The organism is Pandoraea apista, assembly GCF_001465595.2.
Taxonomy (GTDB): Bacteria; Pseudomonadota; Gammaproteobacteria; order Burkholderiales; family Burkholderiaceae; genus Pandoraea; species Pandoraea apista.
The window spans coordinates 1,465,956-1,482,819 of record NZ_CP013481.2 but is presented as its reverse complement, the minus strand read 5'-3'; the positions used below and the strand labels follow the sequence as shown (position 1 = coordinate 1,482,819).

15 protein-coding genes and 1 tRNA gene are annotated in these 16,864 nt (G+C 63.5%); 4 read left to right on the top strand and 12 right to left on the bottom strand.

The genetic code is table 11. The annotated features are described in order from the left end of the window. Nucleotides 1-33 precede the first annotated feature (33 nt). Both AT395_RS06845 and AT395_RS06840 read right to left on the bottom strand, forming a co-directional pair. Nucleotides 34-837, bottom strand: coding sequence for an ABC transporter permease (locus tag AT395_RS06845; protein ID WP_039375320.1), 804 nt, complete (start codon nt 835-837; stop codon nt 34-36). 150 nt (nt 838-987) lie between these two features. Then, entirely contained in the window at nt 988-1,632 is a 645-nt protein-coding gene (locus AT395_RS06840) for a TetR/AcrR family transcriptional regulator (RefSeq protein ID WP_042112471.1), read from the bottom strand. A 198-nt stretch (nt 1,633-1,830) separates the two neighbouring features. On the opposite strand from AT395_RS06840, the gene AT395_RS06835 reads away from it, so the two are divergent. Both AT395_RS06835 and AT395_RS06830 read left to right on the top strand, forming a co-directional pair. Further along, nucleotides 1,831-1,907: transfer RNA gene (locus AT395_RS06835), tRNA-Met, on the top strand. Between the two features lie 274 nt (nt 1,908-2,181). Next, nucleotides 2,182-2,706: a cysteine hydrolase family protein gene (locus tag AT395_RS06830; protein ID WP_042117224.1), complete on the top strand. Its 525-nt coding sequence runs from the start codon at nt 2,182-2,184 to the stop codon at nt 2,704-2,706. A gap of 17 nt (nt 2,707-2,723) precedes the next feature. On the opposite strand, the gene AT395_RS06825 is transcribed toward AT395_RS06830, so the two are convergent. Next, nucleotides 2,724-3,692, bottom strand: a complete 969-nt coding sequence (locus AT395_RS06825; protein WP_048628060.1) for a bifunctional helix-turn-helix transcriptional regulator/GNAT family N-acetyltransferase — start codon at nt 3,690-3,692, stop codon at nt 2,724-2,726. Nucleotides 3,693-3,839: 147 nt separating this feature from the next. Next, entirely contained in the window at nt 3,840-4,178 is a 339-nt protein-coding gene (locus AT395_RS06820) for a hypothetical protein (protein WP_224787425.1), read from the bottom strand. A 336-nt stretch (nt 4,179-4,514) separates the two neighbouring features. Between AT395_RS06820 and AT395_RS06815 the strand changes: the two genes are divergently transcribed. Further along, the gene (locus AT395_RS06815; protein ID WP_042112476.1) at nt 4,515-4,856 is read left to right on the top strand and encodes a zinc ribbon domain-containing protein YjdM; all 342 of its coding nucleotides are present in this window, start codon (nt 4,515-4,517) and stop codon (nt 4,854-4,856) included. A gap of 294 nt (nt 4,857-5,150) precedes the next feature. Then, nucleotides 5,151-5,408, top strand: a complete 258-nt coding sequence (locus tag AT395_RS06810) for a hypothetical protein (RefSeq protein WP_048628061.1) — start codon at nt 5,151-5,153, stop codon at nt 5,406-5,408. 45 nt (nt 5,409-5,453) lie between these two features. On the opposite strand, the gene AT395_RS06805 is transcribed toward AT395_RS06810, so the two are convergent. From AT395_RS06805 to AT395_RS06770, 8 genes are all read right to left on the bottom strand, one after another. After that, on the bottom strand, nt 5,454-6,632 hold the full coding sequence (locus tag AT395_RS06805) for a CmpA/NrtA family ABC transporter substrate-binding protein (protein WP_048628062.1): 1,179 nt from the start codon (nt 6,630-6,632) through the stop codon (nt 5,454-5,456). Between the two features lie 9 nt (nt 6,633-6,641). Further along, a complete protein-coding gene (locus AT395_RS06800) occupies nt 6,642-7,217 on the bottom strand; it encodes an ANTAR domain-containing response regulator (RefSeq protein WP_048628094.1) in 576 nt (191 codons plus the stop codon). A gap of 111 nt (nt 7,218-7,328) precedes the next feature. Further along, nucleotides 7,329-8,126, bottom strand: coding sequence for a uroporphyrinogen-III C-methyltransferase (gene cobA / locus AT395_RS06795; RefSeq protein WP_048628063.1), 798 nt, complete (start codon nt 8,124-8,126; stop codon nt 7,329-7,331). A gap of 91 nt (nt 8,127-8,217) precedes the next feature. Next, a complete protein-coding gene (locus tag AT395_RS06790) occupies nt 8,218-10,935 on the bottom strand; it encodes a nitrate reductase (protein ID WP_048628064.1) in 2,718 nt (905 codons plus the stop codon). A 26-nt stretch (nt 10,936-10,961) separates the two neighbouring features. Beyond that, nucleotides 10,962-11,312, bottom strand: coding sequence for a nitrite reductase small subunit NirD (nirD, locus tag AT395_RS06785; RefSeq protein WP_042112488.1), 351 nt, complete (start codon nt 11,310-11,312; stop codon nt 10,962-10,964). A 10-nt stretch (nt 11,313-11,322) separates the two neighbouring features. Then, entirely contained in the window at nt 11,323-13,773 is a 2,451-nt protein-coding gene (gene nirB, locus AT395_RS06780; protein ID WP_048628065.1) for a nitrite reductase large subunit NirB, read from the bottom strand. Nucleotides 13,774-14,111: 338 nt separating this feature from the next. Further along, the gene (locus tag AT395_RS06775; protein ID WP_224787424.1) at nt 14,112-15,605 is read right to left on the bottom strand and encodes an MFS transporter; all 1,494 of its coding nucleotides are present in this window, start codon (nt 15,603-15,605) and stop codon (nt 14,112-14,114) included. An 80-nt stretch (nt 15,606-15,685) separates the two neighbouring features. After that, nucleotides 15,686-16,855 (bottom strand): acyl-CoA dehydrogenase family protein, encoded by a 1,170-nt coding sequence (locus AT395_RS06770; protein WP_042112491.1) that lies wholly within the window; start codon nt 16,853-16,855, stop codon nt 15,686-15,688. Between the last annotated feature and the right edge of the window lie 9 nt (nt 16,856-16,864).

Below are 16,864 nucleotides of genomic sequence, written 5' to 3'. Positions count from 1 at the left end.
TGACTCTGCCAAGCCGCTGATACGGTGCTGCGATCAGGGACTGACGTAGTAATCGTCGCGATGCGAAGCGTGCCAGGGAATCATCACCCGCTCGACCATGTCGACGAGCACGAACAGCACCACACCGACGAGCGAGAGCAGGATGAGCGCGGCGAACATGAGGGGCAGGTCGAAGTTGCCGTTCGCCACTTGCAACACATAACCGATGCCGGAGTTGGCGCCGACGAACTCGCCGACAACGGCCCCGACCACCGCCAGCGTGACCGACACCTTCAATCCGCTGAAGATGCTGGGCATGGCGAATGGCAGACTGATCTTGAGGAACGTCTGCAAGCGGCTGGCTTTCATGGAACGCACCAGGTCGATCATGTCGCGGTCGACGGACTTGAACCCCATGACTGTCGATACGACCACCGGGAAGAAGCCAAGCAGAAACGCGGTGACGATTTTCGGCACGATGCCGAAACCGAACCAGACCACGAGCAACGGCGCGATCGCGATCTTCGGAATCGATTGCGAGAAAACGAGCAGTGGGTAGACATAGCTCTCCACTAGCCGCGAGTACGCGATGAGCATCGCGAGCGGCACACCAATCAGGGCAGAGAGGAGGAAACCGCCGACAGTGGCGTACGTCGTCACCAGTGTCTCGCTCCAGAGCTTGGGCCAATCGGTCACAAGCTGGCGGATGACGACTAGCGGATCGGGCACCAGATACGGCTTGATCTGGAAGAGCTGAATGGTCAGCTCCCAGCCGATGATGATGAATGCGATCAGGGCAATGGGCCTGAACGCGCGAGACTCGAATACCTTACGAACCAACGGTGTCGCTTGCGCCATGAGTTGTCTCCATCCTTGGCGAGGTACGGGCCGGTCGTGTGCGAGATCAGGTCTCGGACATCGCCGGCGTCTTTTTCGTCTTTTGTTACCAACTGGTTAATTATCTTAGGCAGGCGATATTGCGCTGTCAACGGGGAATCGCGTAAAAAATCAGTTGATCAGTAGATACCCCAAGACCATGTCGATCATGTGCTGAAGACGTTCGAGACGCGCTTTGGGTGTGGACAGATCGCGCCCGAACACAGTGCACAGCGTGGCGTTGTTCGACAGGTAGAAATAGCCGAGCGCCGCGATGGAGATGTAGAGCTGAAGCGGATCGACGCCGCCACGGAAGAGCTTCTCGCGGTGACCGCGTGCGAGGATTTCACCGAGAGTGTCGATGAGCGGCGAATTCAGCGAGCGAATGTCGGTGGAGCGGCGCAAATGTTGTGCGTGATAGAGATTTTCGCTATTCAGCAGCGACAGAAACTCGGGATGCGCGAGGTAGTACTCCCACGTGAATGTCACGAGTGCTCGAATGGCGTCGATAGGCGGAAGGTCGAGCAGGCGCAGTTCGGCTTCTGCGTCGCGAATGCCGCGATAGGTCTCTTCCATCACGGCGAGAAACAGCTCGTCTTTGTTTTTGAAGTAGTAATAAAGCATGCGCTTGTTGGAGCCAGCACGCTCGGCGATGGCCTCCACACGGGCGCCTTCATAGCCGCGCAGCGAAAACTCATCGCGCGCGGCGGCGAGAATCTGAGCACGCGTGCGATCACGGTTTCGGGTCACTCGAGCCACTTGAGGATCGTTCGTCATGGATAGCTTTAATTAACTGGTTGGTAACACAAATACTAAACCAGAGGATGGGACAAGTGAATACCTGTGGCACAACACATGCGCGCGGGACGCGCCGAAAATGCACGCCTCATGCATGATTTTCAGGAAGTCCATTAAACAAATGTCATAAATGCTTGACACAATGCGCAGAATTCCCGTACTATTCATTTCTTCAGACGCGGGGTGGAGCAGTCTGGCAGCTCGTCGGGCTCATAACCCGAAGGTCACAGGTTCAAATCCTGTCCCCGCAACCAAATTCGAAAGCCCGTTGATCGCAAGATCGACGGGCTTTTGTCATTCCGGGCGCCGGCATCCCGCAGCATGATGGCGGCCTCCTCCCCGCTTCCGCTGGCAAACGATGACCGGCGGGGTCGTGATAGAGTCGGCCATCCTTCTCTATTGCGCCACCATATGTCGCTTCCCGTTGAACGTGAGCCCGCCGATTCAGCAGATCGTCAATCGCGCGCGGACAGTGCCGTCAGCGCACACAGCCGGAACATTTCACCCGCGAAGACCGCGCTGCTGGTCATGCATTATCAGACCGACATCATGGCGCTGTTCCCGTCGGTCGCGCCGGCCCTGCTCGCCAACACGCGCACGCTGTGCGATGCGGCGCGGGCAAAAGGCGTCAGCGTCTATTTCGCGAAGATCCACTTCAGCCCCGGCTATCCGGAAGTCAGTCCGCTGAACCGGAACGGGCAAGGCATCAAACAACTGGGCCGCTTTGTCGACGACCGGATCTCGCCCGAACTCGGCCAGCGCGCCGATGAACCGCTCGTCATTGCGCATCGCGCCAGTGTGTTCTTCGGCACCGACCTGCAAGTCCGGCTGTCGGCACAGGGTATCGATACGCTGATCATGGTGGGCATTGCCTCGACCGGCGTGATGCTTTCGTCAATCGCCTATGCAAGCGATGCCGACTACCGCTTGTTCACTGTCAAGGACTGTTGCTACGACCCGGATCCTGTCGTGCACGAGCATCTGTTCTCGACAGCGTTCGACTCACGCACAACGGTGCTGTCTCTGGCCGGCGCACTGGATCTGCTCGGCTGAACGCCGGTCGGCAGCACTCACCCCGCGCGACGCCAGAACCGTTGCTCGACCACCCTGGTGCCCCATTGCTCGCCCTCGGACTCGTCGCCCAATCGAAAACCGAACGACTCGTACAGATGGCGAGCGGCGTCCAGCCCCTTGAAGGTCCACAGGTAAGTCTCGCGAAAGTACTCATCGACGAAACGCATCGCTTGCGACATCAATTGCCGTCCAACACCGGAACCGCGCAGGGCGTCGTCGACGATAAACCATCGCAGATGCGCGACGCCGGTTGCCTCATTCCCGTCAATGGCGAGAGACGCGAGCGTTCGGCCATTCTCGACGTAGCACCATAACGCCTTCCCGTTGGCCGGCAGCGAACCGGCGAATTCGGCAAGCTCCGTCGCCACTTTCTTCTCGAAGAACGCGCCGAAGCCCCAATGCGCCGAGTAAAACCGGGCGTGCAAGCTGGCAATGTCGCCGATGCAGCCCGGTTGATACCCTTGCACGATTTGGGCAGACACGTCACTGTCTGCCCTGCCGTGCGCGGCGTTGTCCTGCGCGAGCGCGTCGGCATAAAGTGCGAGAGAACGAACCAGCGCCGCCTGATCGGCCGGCACGATCCGTCGCAGCGCACTGGACACCTGATCCGTCGCAAAGCGATCGATTTTCTTCCGAAGCTTCTGCCCGGCCTCCGTCAGATAAAGCTCGGACGAGCGCGCATCGCCGTTTGCGGTCTCGCGTTTGACCAGACCGCCGGCCTCGAGCTTGGCGACCTGACGGCTCGTGTTCGATTTGTCCAACCGGAGGATGTTGCCGAGGTCCTTCGCACTGATTCCTGGCGCAGCGCCGATTTCGATGATGGCGTGCACGGCCGATGGCGCAAGATCACTGTCGGCCAGCGTCGTGCGCATGAAACCCAATTCACGCACCAATCGGCGGGAAAAGTCGCGGAGTTCCAGAATCTCCGCTTCGCGGGGCTTGCCGGGCAGATCGACGAGATCCATGTGTCATCCCACATAAGTTGCGCAACGCAACCAATATAGTTGCGAATCGCAACTTAGGCAACCACCGCGCCATAGCTCGTCAGCATCGCGCTGGAATCGGCCTTCTTGTACGCGGCCAGGGATTTGCGACGGCTCGCCCGCAAGCGATTATTGGCTGTCGGCACCGAACAGGCCGTCTGCGTCCAGAATCGCATAGGCAATCTCGGGACGCTGATCGAGACAGCGGCGTATGGCCGCTGGAATCGCAGCATGTGTCTTCCGGCAGAGACCGGGCTGGACTTCCAACTGGATAGCGATGCCCCGAACCGTGCGAACTTCGTTAAGACTCGGCGCGATCCGCAGCACAATGCCGAGTTGGGCATGCATACGCTCTGACAGACGCAGCAACTCGGCGTAACTGGTAAGCGATTCGATGCGCGCCACCAGCCGCTTCTCTTCCGCTTGTGTCAAACGCAAGATCCGGCGATCACCGTGGGGGTCCTCCATGAGGCGCTCCCGCTCGCAGGTGCAGGCACCGGGCGGACACTCGGTACGGATCGGGAAAAGGGTCTCGTCGTGCATGTCGATGACGGGAAGCGAATTGCCGGGATTGCCGGGATTGCCGCAGCCCTTGCGCGGCGCTCACGCAGACCTGTCGCAGCGCTTCAATTGTCGGCGGCTCAAGTATCCCTATTATGTCGATTTACATCCATTAGGGATGTCCGCGTGCCGGCGCGGCGCCTCATTCTGCGCAGAGCAGAGACCGTGCGCCGGACAATTCGCCACGCAGCGTTATACTCTCGCGCTCTTACCGTCTTCGTCACCTCTCAGGGACTTCACCACATGAGCGCACTGCCCCCTTGTCCGAAATGCAACTCCGAATTCACTTATGAAGACGGAGGTCTGTACATCTGCCCGGAATGTGCGCACGAATGGTCGGCGCAAGACACCGCCCCGGCCGAGGTCACGGAACGTGTCTACCGCGACGCCACCGGTACCGTGCTGCAGAACGGCGACACGGTCACCGTCATCAAGGATCTGAAGCTCAAGGGTTCGTCCGGCGTGATCAAGGTGGGCACCAAGGTGAAGAACATCCGGCTGGTCGACGGCGACCACGATATCGATTGCAAAATCGATGGCTTCGGCGCGATGAGCCTGAAGTCGGAATTCGTCAAGAAGGTGTGACTGGCGCACAGGCCAGATCGTGGCCTGATTTACGCTTCACGCCCCACGACAAGGCGCGCTCCGCGCGCTGCCGGCCGATTCTCCCCACTCCATGCAAGAGTCGCTTTCAGTTTCGAGTGTTTATCGGACCAGAGCGAGTCTCTAGACTGAAACGCATGCAGTGAGACGGGAGGAGACGCCCGCCAAAACGATGCAACCGGCGCATACAGGTGCGCCGGTTTCCGTTCAAACCTCAACCGTCTCCGGAAGGCAAGCCACCCATACACCGGCACGCCATCACCACACCAGACGGCCATGAAAAAGAAAATTGCTTTAGCCGCGTTCCTCGCAGTGCCCGGCTCCTTCGCGATCCTCGCGCTCGCCTGCCTGCACCCGGTCCTGCGCCGCGCGCTGGCCCGCGCCGCCGGTATCGAGCCGATGCTCGCCAATGTGTCGCGTCAGGTCGTGCTGCTCGCACTCGTCTATCACCTGAACCTGCATCATCGCCACCGGGAACGCGCACTGCGCGCCTGTGAGGCGCGCGGCGGCGACTGCGACGCCCTCGCACAGTAATTCTGCCGATCCAGCCCAACACAAGACGACCGATCTATCGACCGCTCACCGCGCTCGGATGGCAAATCCCTCAACGTAGGCATTCAGATCGCTGGCCTCTGCCGCCCCCCAGACCTTTGCGTCGCAAAGCACTTCGCTGGCCGGCGACGACACTACCGGCACGCCTTCCGCCCGGGCTGCCGCCTCGAACAACGCGGTTTGATTCACCTCGGCAGCTGTGCGCGCGGCCTCTGCCACCGCCTCAGCCCCCGCCATACCCCATCGGCGATATTGCGAGATGAACCACATGCCATCCGAGGGATGCGGGTAGTTCACCGCCCCCTCGTCGAAGAAACTCACCGCCAGCAAGGCGTGCCGCCCTTGCAATCGCCCGAAATCGCCCAGCAGACGCGCCGCAATCAGGTCGCGCGGCGCACCGACCCATGCCGGCTCCGCCAGCCACCCCGCCGCTTCCGCCCGATGCCCGGGCATATCCAGCCAGCGGCACGCGCTGAGCAACGTGCGCACCAACGCCTGTGCCGTCTTCGGGTAACGGGTCACGAAATCCCGGCGGCACGCGAGCACCTTCTCGGGATGATTCGGCCAGATGTCGCTCGACACCGCGACCGTACGTCCCAATCCACGCGCCTGCGCCACTGCGTGCCAGGGCTCTCCGCAGCAAAAGCCGTCGAGGCCGCCCTCTTCCATCGCGGCAACCATGTGGGCCGGAGGAATCACGATGCTCGAGACCTCGGCGAGCGGATCGATACCTTGCGCGGCCAGCCAGTAATTGAGAAACATCGCATGCGTGCCCGTCGGGAACGTCTGCGCGAAGACCGGCTTGCGCCCCAGCGACGCGAGCGCGTCGCGCAAATCGCCGGTGCGCGCCATCGCGTCGGCGAGTTGCGGCGTCACCGTCACGGCCTGTCCATTGCGATTGAGCACCATGAGCACCGCCATGTCCTCGCGCGGTCCGCCTATGCCCAATTGCACACCGTACACGAGACCGTACAGCGAATGCGCTGCATCCAGCTCGCCGGTGAGTAACTTGTCGCGCACGGCAGCCCACGAGGATTCCCGGCTCAACTCCAGCGTCAACCCATGCTCGTGCCCCAGTTCCAGACGCTTCGCCACGACCAGCGGCGCGGCGTCGGACAACGCGACGAACCCCACGCGCAAATGACGCTTCTCCGGTGCACCGTTTGGCGATTGCGCATCGGAAGCCAACCATGATGACGTCGACATGAGCTGTGTCTACCCCAGTAATTCGGCAATCGAGACGAGTTGGCGTGCCACCTCGACGAGCTTCTCGCCCTGATCCATCGCCCGTTTGCGCAGAATGGCATAGGCCTCCTGCTCGGAAATCCTGCGTCGATCCATGAGCAGGCGCTTCGCGCGGTCGATCAGCTTGCGGTCGGCCAGTTCGCTCTCGGCTTTGACCAGCCGGGCCCGTAACTTCTCCTCATGAGCGAAACGCGCGAGCGCGACTTCGAGAATCGGAGCGAGCCGGTCGGCGGCGAGCCCTTCCACGGAGTACGCCGTGACACCCGCATCCACGGCCGCGCGAATCAGCGACTGATTGCCGTCGGCAGAGAACACCAGCACGGGGCGCGGCGCGGCCGCATTCATCACGGCAAGTTGTTCGAGCGTGTCGCGCGACGGCGATTCGGTATCGATGATGACCACGTCCGGGCGCTCACTCTCCACCACGCGCGGCAACGCCTGCGGTTTGGCGACTTCCGCCAGCATCTCGCAGCCCAGACGCGCGAGTTCGACTCGCAACTCGCCAATCGGCTTGTCGGTGTCGGTCACGAGCAACACGCGCAACATGCCCTGCGTCCCGCCCGTCTCGACATCGGGCGTCGCAGCGGGCGCAGAAGCCGCAGGGTCGGCAGGCGGGCGGGGGTCGCGAGGGGTCATGGCCATAAAGGAGATAACGCGTCAGGCCGCCTGCGCGATGACGTCCGGCGCGATATCGCCAGACGCATGCCCGGTCACAATGCCGGACGCCTGCGGCGGTGCCGTCAACGCCGCCTCACTGACCGCGCCGCCCACGAGCAGAATGGCCGGGCTGGCGAAGGCTCCGGCGCGCACGTCGGCCGCCAGACGCCCCAGTGAGGTCACGAGTCGCCGCTCTTGCTGCGTGCCGGCCCACTGCACAGCCGCCGCCGGTGTCGTCGCGTCGAGATGGGCCATCAACGTCTCGGCCAGCGCTTCGACCCGATTCACCCCCATGTAGATCGCCAGCGTGGTGCCCGTGGCGGCAAGCGCCGCCCAGTTGGGCGAGCTGCCGTCCTGCCGGTGGGCGGTCACGAAGGTCACGCCCGCGCAGTGATCGCGATGCGTGAGCGACATGCCGAGACCGGCCGCTGCCGCGAAGGCCGCCGACACCCCGTTGACGATCTCCACTGGCACACCCGCGCTGCGAAGCGCCGACATCTCTTCGCCGGCACGCCCGAACATTAGCGCGTCGCCCCCCTTTACGCGCACGACATGCGCGCCAGTGCGCGCGAAGCGGCACATCAGCCGTTCGATGAAAGCCTGCGGGGTCGACCGGCAACCGCCGCGCTTGCCCACGGCAATTACGCGGGCCTGGGGTGCGAGCGTGGCGATCTCGGGGTTGGCCAGATCGTCGACGAGCAATACGTCGGCCTCCCCGAGCACGCGCGCCGCGCGCAGTGTGAGCAGATCGAGCGCGCCGGGGCCCGCGCTGAGCAGGGTAACCTTGCCGTTCTTCATGATCGTTCTCCCTCAAATCCTCGATGTCCTGCATGTCGCCCGATTCAAAGTTGGGTCGTGGCGCTCGGGATCGAACGCCGGAATTTCGCTATCAAACGGCGTTCGTCGCCATGGGCTGCGCGGCCGGCTTGTCCGCTGCCGCACACATGCGACGCAACTCCGGCACGCACGAGCCGCAAACGGTGCCACAACCGAGTTTCGCTTTGAGTTGTGCAACGTCGGCGCCCGCGCAAATCGCGGCTTCGATGCTCGACGCCGCGACCGATTTGCACTGACATACGGTGCGATCGCGCGGCGTAACCGGCCCGCTGTCCGCCACGAAAACCGCGTGGCGTGCGCGTGTCCACGGTGACGTTTCCCGCACGCGCGCGAGCAGCGACGCCGACGCGGCGACATCCGCCTCGCTCCCCGCCACCAGTACGCCGTCGATCCATGTGTCGCGCCACGCCACGCGTTTGGTCATTGCCCGGCGTGCGTCGCGATACTCCAGCAACGACGCGTCACGCGGCAGCGCCAACGCAGCGTGCAAACGTTCGAGCCAAACGGCATCGGGCTGATCGTCGGCCGCGGCGACCACAATCCGGTCGTCGCCCTCCAGACGAACCATCGCGAAACGCCGCTCCGCCAGCAACGGCTGTACCGCCGCGTGCAATTGCAGCGCGTCGCCGCGACGCACCGCCGCCACGCGCCACGGCAGCGTGAGCGGATCGACGCGCACGGCGGCGTGCTTCAACTCCGGCTGATTCGAGTATTTATCTACGGCACTGAGGGTCGTATCGTTCACGCCGCCGCCCCCGAGGAACTGCCCGCTCCAGTGCATGGGGACGAAAACCGTGCCCGACGCAACGTCTTCACTCACGTTCAACATCAGCACCCGCTCGCCGCGACGGCTGGACAGGCGCACGAAATCGCCCGCGCGCAAGCTGCGTCGCGCGGCATCGGCCGGGTGCATCGTCAGTGCGGGTTCGGGAGCGTGTTCGAACAACTGCCCCACCCGCCCCGTGCGGCTCATGCCGTGCCACTGATCGCGCAGGCGCCCGGTAATCAGGCGCATCGGGTGTCGGGCATTGATCGGCTCGGCAACGGGGTGATAGTCGAACGCATGAAAACGTGCGCACCCGTCGACGGTGGCGAACACGCCGTTCTCATACCGGCGCGCCTGTCCATGCAATGCGCCTGACGGAAACGGCCACTGCTGGGGGCCGCGAGCGTCGAGCAGCGCGTAATCGATGCCACCGATATCCAGATCGCGCCCCACGGTCAGCGAACGGTGCTCCTCGAAAATCGTTTCGACGCCAGACAACGCGAACGGCGCCGGCGAGGCACCGAGCTTCGGCGCGAGACGACGAGCAACCTCGCCGGCAATCCACCAGTCTGCGCGCGCCGCGCCCGGGGCCGGCACGGCTGCCCGCACACGCGAGATACGACGCTCCGAGTTCGTAACCGTGCCCGCCTTCTCGCCCCAACTCGATGCGGGCAGCAGCACATCGGCATATGGCACGGTATCGGTCTGATGGAAGGCCTCTTGCACCACAACGAATTCCGCCTTGGCCAGCGCCTCACGCACGCGCTCGCTGTCGGGCATCGAATGCACAGGGTTCGTGCAAGCGATCCAGATTGCCTTGATACGGCCGTCGCGCACGGCGTCGAACATCTCGACAGCGGGCAGGCCCGGCCTGTCCGAGAGCCCCTGCACACCCCATAGCCGCTCGACTTCCGCGCGGTGCGCCGCGTTGCCGATCTCGCGGTGCGCAGCGAGCATCGTTGCCAGCCCGCCCACTTCGCGGCCGCCCATGGCGTTGGGTTGCCCGGTGAGCGAGAACGGCCCGGCGCCCGCGCGGCCGATCTGCGCGGTGGCCAGATGCAAATGGATGAGGGCGAGATTCTTCTCCGTGCCATGGCTCGACTGATTCAGCCCCATGCAGTAAAGCGACAGCGCGGCCGGGCTTTCGCCGAACCAGTCCGCCGCCTGCCGCAACGCGGACTCTTCAATGCCGCAAATATCCGCCGCGAGTTGCGGTGGATAGGCGCGCAGCACTTGCTTGAGCGCGTCGAACCCTTGCGTATGCGCATCGATGTATCGCCGATCAATGCGCCCTTCCCATATCAGGTGATGCAGCATGCCGTGAAAAAGCGCGACATCGGTGCCCGGCTCGATAGCCAGATGCAGATCGGCCATTGCCGCCGTGTCGGTGCGACGCGGGTCCACGACGATCCAGCGAATCGACGGATCGGCCGCCTTCGCCGCTTCCAACCGACGGAACAGCACCGGATGCGCGTAGGCCATGTTGCTGCCCGCGAAGAGCACCGTGCGGGCGGCTTCGAGATCGTCATAGCATGTCGGCGGCCCATCGGCGCCGAACGCCATCTTGTAAGCGCTCACGGCACTCGACATGCACAGCCGCGAGTTCGTATCGATGTTATTGGTGCGCACCAACCCCTTGGCCAGCTTGTTGAAGACATAGTAGTCCTCGGTCAGCAACTGCCCCGACACATAGAACGCTACGGCGTCCGGCCCGTGACGGTGGATGACGTCGGCAAAGCGCGAGGCCACGGTTTCGAGCGCGTCGTTCCACGTCGCAGGTGCGCGCGCCGCCTCGCGCGTGTGGCGAAGCTCCGGCATCAGCACACGGCCGGCCAGCGACTGCGCAGTGAGCGGCAACGTCATGCCTTTGCTGCACAGACGTCCGAAATTCGCCGGATGCGCCGGATCGCCCTGCACACCGACAATACGCTCACCGTCGCTCTCGACAAGCATGCCGCACCCCACGCCGCAGTAGCAACAGGTCGTTCGCGTCATGGTGGTCATAGGGCGCTCCGGCGGTGGAGAGAGAATCAGGCGGCGGCGGTGGCCTGCACCGCCTCGTCGAGCGAGAGGTACACCTCACCGGCGTCGATCCGCACGGGAAAGCGCTGCGCGCAACCCACATCGGGAGCGCACGCCTCGCCGGTCGTCAGATCGATGTTCCAGGCATGCAGCGGACACGTGACCTTCTCGCCATGCACAATGCCTTGCGACAGCGCGCCGCCTTTGTGCGGGCACTGGTCGCGCAACGCGAAAACGTTATCGCTCTCGGTGCGAAAGAGCGCGATGTCACCACTCGCATGCCGCAACACGCGCGTGCCCAGACGCGGAATCGCATCGACGTCGCATACGTGCAGCCAGATCGGTTCGGATAGCGTCATGGTGAGCTCCTCAGACAGTCGCAGGCGCCACGCCCAGCGGCGCAAGCGGACGGTATTCGTTGGCTTGCGCCCCTTCGATACGAGCCTTCCATGGGTCGGGCAGGCCGTCGAGCGCGAACAGCAGCCGGTCGTAAAGTGCATGACGGCTGGCCGCGTCGTTCACCACACGCTGCTTCACGTAGTCGAGACCCACGCGCTCGAGGTAGTGCACCGTGCGATCGAGGTAGTAGGCCTCCTCGCGATAAAGTTGCAGGAAGGCGCCCGTGTACTCCTTCACCTCTTCGGCCGTCTTCACCTTGACGAGAAACTGCGCCACTTCGGTCTTGATGCCGCCATTGCCGCCAACGTACAGTTCCCAGCCCGAATCGACGGCGATCACGCCCACGTCCTTGATGCCCGCCTCGGCGCAATTGCGCGGACAACCCGACACAGCGAGCTTCACCTTGTGTGGCGACCACATATTGGCGAGCATCGTCTCGAGATCGATGCCCATCTGGGTGCTGTTCTGTGTGCCAAAGCGGCAAAACTCGCTGCCCACACACGTCTTCACCGTGCGGATCGACTTGCCGTAAGCGTGTCCCGACGGCATGCCGAGATCGCGCCAGACATTCACGAGATCCTCCTTCTTCACACCTAGCAGGTCGATGCGCTGACCGCCCGTGACCTTCACCATCGGAATCTGGTACTTGTCCGCCACGTCGGCGATACGGCGCAACTCGCTCGCATTCGTCACGCCGCCCTTCATCTGCGGGATGACGGAGAACGTGTTGTCCTTCTGGATATTGGCGTGCACCCGCTCATTGACGAAGCGGCTCTGCGGATCGTCGACGGCCTCTTTCGGCCACGTGCTCAGCATGTAGTAGTTCAGCGCGGGACGGCACGTCGCGCAGCCGTTAGGCGTGCGCCACGCCAGGAAGTCGAAGGCGGCGCGGTGCGTTGTCAGGTGATGCTCGCGCACCGCGCGGCGCACGTCCGCGTGCGAGAGGTCGGTGCACCCGCACACGGCTTTTTCCTTCGGCGCGGCGTCGTAGGTCGAGCCCAGCGTGCTCATCAGAATCTGTTCGCACAATCCCGCGCACGAGCCGCAAGAGCTGGCAGCCTTGGTGTGCTTCTTCACGTCGTCCAGCGTGAACAGCCCTTTCTCGGTAATCGCCTTCACGATGGTGCCTTTGCACACCCCGTTGCATCCGCAGACTTCGTCGCTATCGGACATGGCCGACGCACGGTTCTGCCCCTGCGTACCGACGTCGCCCACACTCGACTCGCCGAACATGATGCGCTCGCGCAATTCACCTAGCGCGCGCCCTTCGCGCAGCAGCTTGAAATACCACGCGCCATCGGCCGTGTCGCCGTACAGACACGCGCCGACGAGCTTGTCGTCGCGGATCACCAGCTTCTTGTAGACACCACTCGCTGGATCGGACAGCACGATTTCTTCGGTGCCGTCGCCGCCGAGAAAATCGCCGGCCGAGAACAGGTCGATGCCCGTGACCTTGAGTTTCGTCGACAGCACCGAGCCACGATAGCTGCCAATGCCCATGAGGGCGAGGTGGTTGGCGCAGACCTTGGCCTGTTCAAACAGCGGCGCAACGAGACCGTAAGCCACGCCCCGATGGCTCACGCACTCGCCCACGGCGTAGATGCGCGGATCGTAGGTTTGCAGCGTATCGGACACAACGATACCTCGCGAGCAATACAGCCCGGCCGCTTCGGCAAGCGTGGTATTCGGCCGGATGCCCGCTGCCATCACCACCAGGTCGGCGGCAATCTCTTCGCCATGGCTGAACTGCACGGCGCGCACGGCTCCCTTGCCGTTGTCGAGAATCGCAGACGTTTGATGCGACAACCGGAACGCGAGACCGCGTGCCTCAAGCGACTGTTGCAGGAGCTTGCCCGCCGTGCTGTCGAGCTGACGCTCGAGCAGGGTTTCGGCCAGATGGACAACGGTGACGTCCATGCCGCGCAGCTTGAGGCCATTCGCCGCCTCAAGACCGAGCAAGCCGCCACCGATCACGACCGCGTGACGCTTCACGCGCGCCGTCTCGATCATGATTTCGGTGTCGCGAATGTCGCGATAGCTGATTACGCCGTCGAGATCCTTGCCCGGTACCGGCAGGATGAACGGGCTGGAGCCGGTGGCGATCAGCAGGCGATCGTAAGACGCCTCGGTACCGTCGGCACAACGCACCACGCGGCGCGGCCGGTCGATCTGCACGACTTCCTTGCCCAGATGCAACGTGATGCCCTTTTCCGCATACCAATCCAGCGGATTGAGCACGATGTCGGCGAACGCCTGTTCGCCCGCCAACACCGGCGAGAGCAGAATGCGGTTGTAGTTCGGATGCGGCTCCGCGCCGAACACGGTGATGTCGTACTGATTCGGTGCGATCTCCAGCAACTCTTCTAGCGTGCGGATGCCCGCCATACCATTGCCGATCACGACCAGACGAGGTTTGCGCATGCTGTCTTCTCCTGTTGCAACGCGTGCAGCGCCCGAAAAAACAAAACGGCGTCCATCCGTGCCGAAGCACGGAGGGACGCCGTTGTCCTGTGGGAACGTCACAGGCTATCGCGCCCGACGTCACCCTTGAATTCGTTGCCGGCGACGCCTTTGCCGCTGGCCTCTACGCTAACGCAACAAGCGTGCCAACCACGCGACCACTCTCGGCAGAGCCTTGCCGGCTAAGGCGATATGGCAGAAATGTCTATGGGAAACACCCGAAAATCTGGCGAAACCTGCTGCACCGCAGCAGTGCAAGACGGGGCAAGCCCGCCTTGTTCGCACCAGGATGATGCGCGTTAGCGTGCCGCCGACGGCGTATGCCCGCTCACGTGCGCACCGGCGTTGGCAGGCAGGCGAACGCCGTCGATCAATGCCAGGAGCGCAATGGCCGCCATTGCGGCGAACGTCCACCGGAAACTGGTCGCGCCGAATGGCGTGGCCCCCGCCACTTCGGTGATCTTGAGGACGAGCGCGCCCAGTGCGATGCCCAGGCCGGAGGTCATTTGCTGAAGGGCGGAGAAAAGCGTGGTGGCGCCGCTCATGTCGTCTGGCGGCACGTCGGCGAAGCCCATCGTGGCGAGGGTAGTGAACTGCACCGAGCGGCAGACGCCCCCGAAGAGCAGCACCAGCGCAATGAGCCACAGCGGTGTCGTCGCCGTCAGTAGCGCGCATAGCCCGAAGCCCAGCGCCACGAGCACGCCATTGCCCAGCAATACGCTACGAAAACCGAAGCGGCGCAGGATCGGCGTGGTCGCAGGCTTGATTCCCAGATTGCCCGCAAACAGGGCGAGCATCAGCAACCCCGACGTCACGGCGCTCATGCCGAACGCCAGTTGGAACATCAGCGGCAGAAGAAACGGTGCGCTGCCGATGGCGATACGAAACAGCGAGCCGCCCCACACGGTCACGGCGAACGTCTGCACACGCAGTGCGGCGAGATTGATGAGCGGATGCGTCGCGCGCATGAAATGCCGTATCGACCACACCATGGCCACCAGCCCGAGTGCGAGACACCCAATCACCAGCGGCCAGTCGGCCGGCGTGCGGCTGGCCAGTTCCACGCCGAACATCAACAGACTGGCGCCCACGCCGCTTGCGATGAATCCCGGCAGATCGAACGGCTTGCGTTGCCCGGGCGACGGTTTCACCAGCCACAGCGCCGCCGCGAAGGCCGCAATGCCGAGCGGCACGTTGATGAGGAAGATCCAGTGCCAACTCCACGTCGATGAAATGAAGCCGCCGAGCGCCGGCCCCAACACCGGCGCGGCAAGCCCCGGCCAGGTGATCGTCGCAATGGCGCGCACCAGCGCAGGCTTGGGCGTGTTGCGCAAGACAACCAGCCGGCCGACGGGCACCATCATCGCGCCCGCAAGCCCTTGCAACACGCGAAACAGCGTAAACATGTCGAGGCTGGTGCTCATCGCGCACAACACCGACGCGAGCGTGAAGAGCGCAATCGCCGAAGGAAACACGCGACGCGGGCCAAGCCGGTCGGCAAGCCAGCCGCTCGCAGGAATGAACGCTGCGAGGGCCACCAGATAGGCCGACAAACCAATAGAGAGTTGAGACGGCGCCACACCGAAGTCGACAGCCATCGCGGGCAACGACGTGGTGATGATGGTCGCGTCGAGGTTCTCCATGAAGAACGTGGACGCGACGAGCAACGGCAATGCCGTCTGCGAAACCGTCTGTCCCTGGCGGGGAGGCTTCCCGGACGATTCGGATAGCCCGGATAGCCCGGATGGCGAAGGTGATGCGGACGGCTGGCGCGACTGGGCAGTTTCGGACACGACGGCTCTCGGGGGCAGCGAACGCCAGCGAGTGTATTACAACCGCCACGCCAGCGCTGCCCGGTGCCGAAGCGGCAACCTCAGTCGTCCTGCATGAGTGCGCGGCCGATAATCAATTGCTGAATCTGCGTGGTGCCCTCGTACAGACGAAGCAAGCGCACGTCGCGGTAGAACCGCTCGACCTTGTACTCATTGATATACCCTGCTCCGCCATGCACCTGCACGCCACGATCGGCCACGCGGCCGACCATTTCCGTGCAGAACATCTTGGCGCACGATGCCCGCATGCTGACATCGGCATCGCGCTTGCCTGCCGGTTTCGCGTCGTAGCGCGCGGCGCAGTCCTGCACCATCGACCACCCGGCATAGAGTTCGGCCTGACTGTCCGCGAGCATTGCCTGAACAAGCTGAAAATCGCCGATGCGATGACCGAACTGCTTGCGTTCGCGCGCGTAGGCCACCGATTCGTCGAGAATGCGTTGCGCCATGCCGCATGAGAGCGCCGCCACATGCAAACGTCCGCGATCGAGCACCTTCATGGCCGTCTTGAATCCTTTGCCCGCCTCGCCGCCAATGATATTCGCTGCCGGCACGCGCGCGCCCTCCAGCACGACGTCGCAGGTCTTTGTGCCGCGTTGTCCCATCTTCTTGTCAGGCTTGCCCAGCGACAACCCCGGCGTGTCGGCCGGCACGATGAACGCCGAAATGCCGCCCGCGCCTTCGCCGCCGGTGCGCGCCATCAATGTGAAGGCCCCGGCGCGCGGCGCATTCGTGATGAAACGCTTCACGCCGTCGAGCACGTAAGTGTCGCCGTCGAGCACCGCCCGCGTCTTGAGGGCCGCCGGGTCCGAGCCGGCGTCGGGCTCCGTGAGCGCGAACGACATGATCAGATCGCCGCTCGCCACACGCGGCAACAGATCGCGTTTCTGCGCCTCGGTGCCGTCCATCAGAATGCCCTGCGAGCCAATGCCGACATTGGTGCCGAATACGGAGCGAAAGGCCAGCGACGTCTGCCCGAACTCGTAGGCTACGCGTACTTCCTGCGACATCGACAAGCCGATGCCGCCGAATTCCTCGGGGATCGACAGGCCGAACAATCCCATCTCTCTCATTTCGTCGACGATCGCGGCAGGCACTTCGTCGTGCTCCTCCACGTCGTTCTCTGCGGGCACCAGCCGCTCGCGGATGAAACGTTGGACCGCCGCGAGCAACAGCTCGAACGATTCGTGATCCAGTCCCTTCGTTGTCATTTGCCAGTC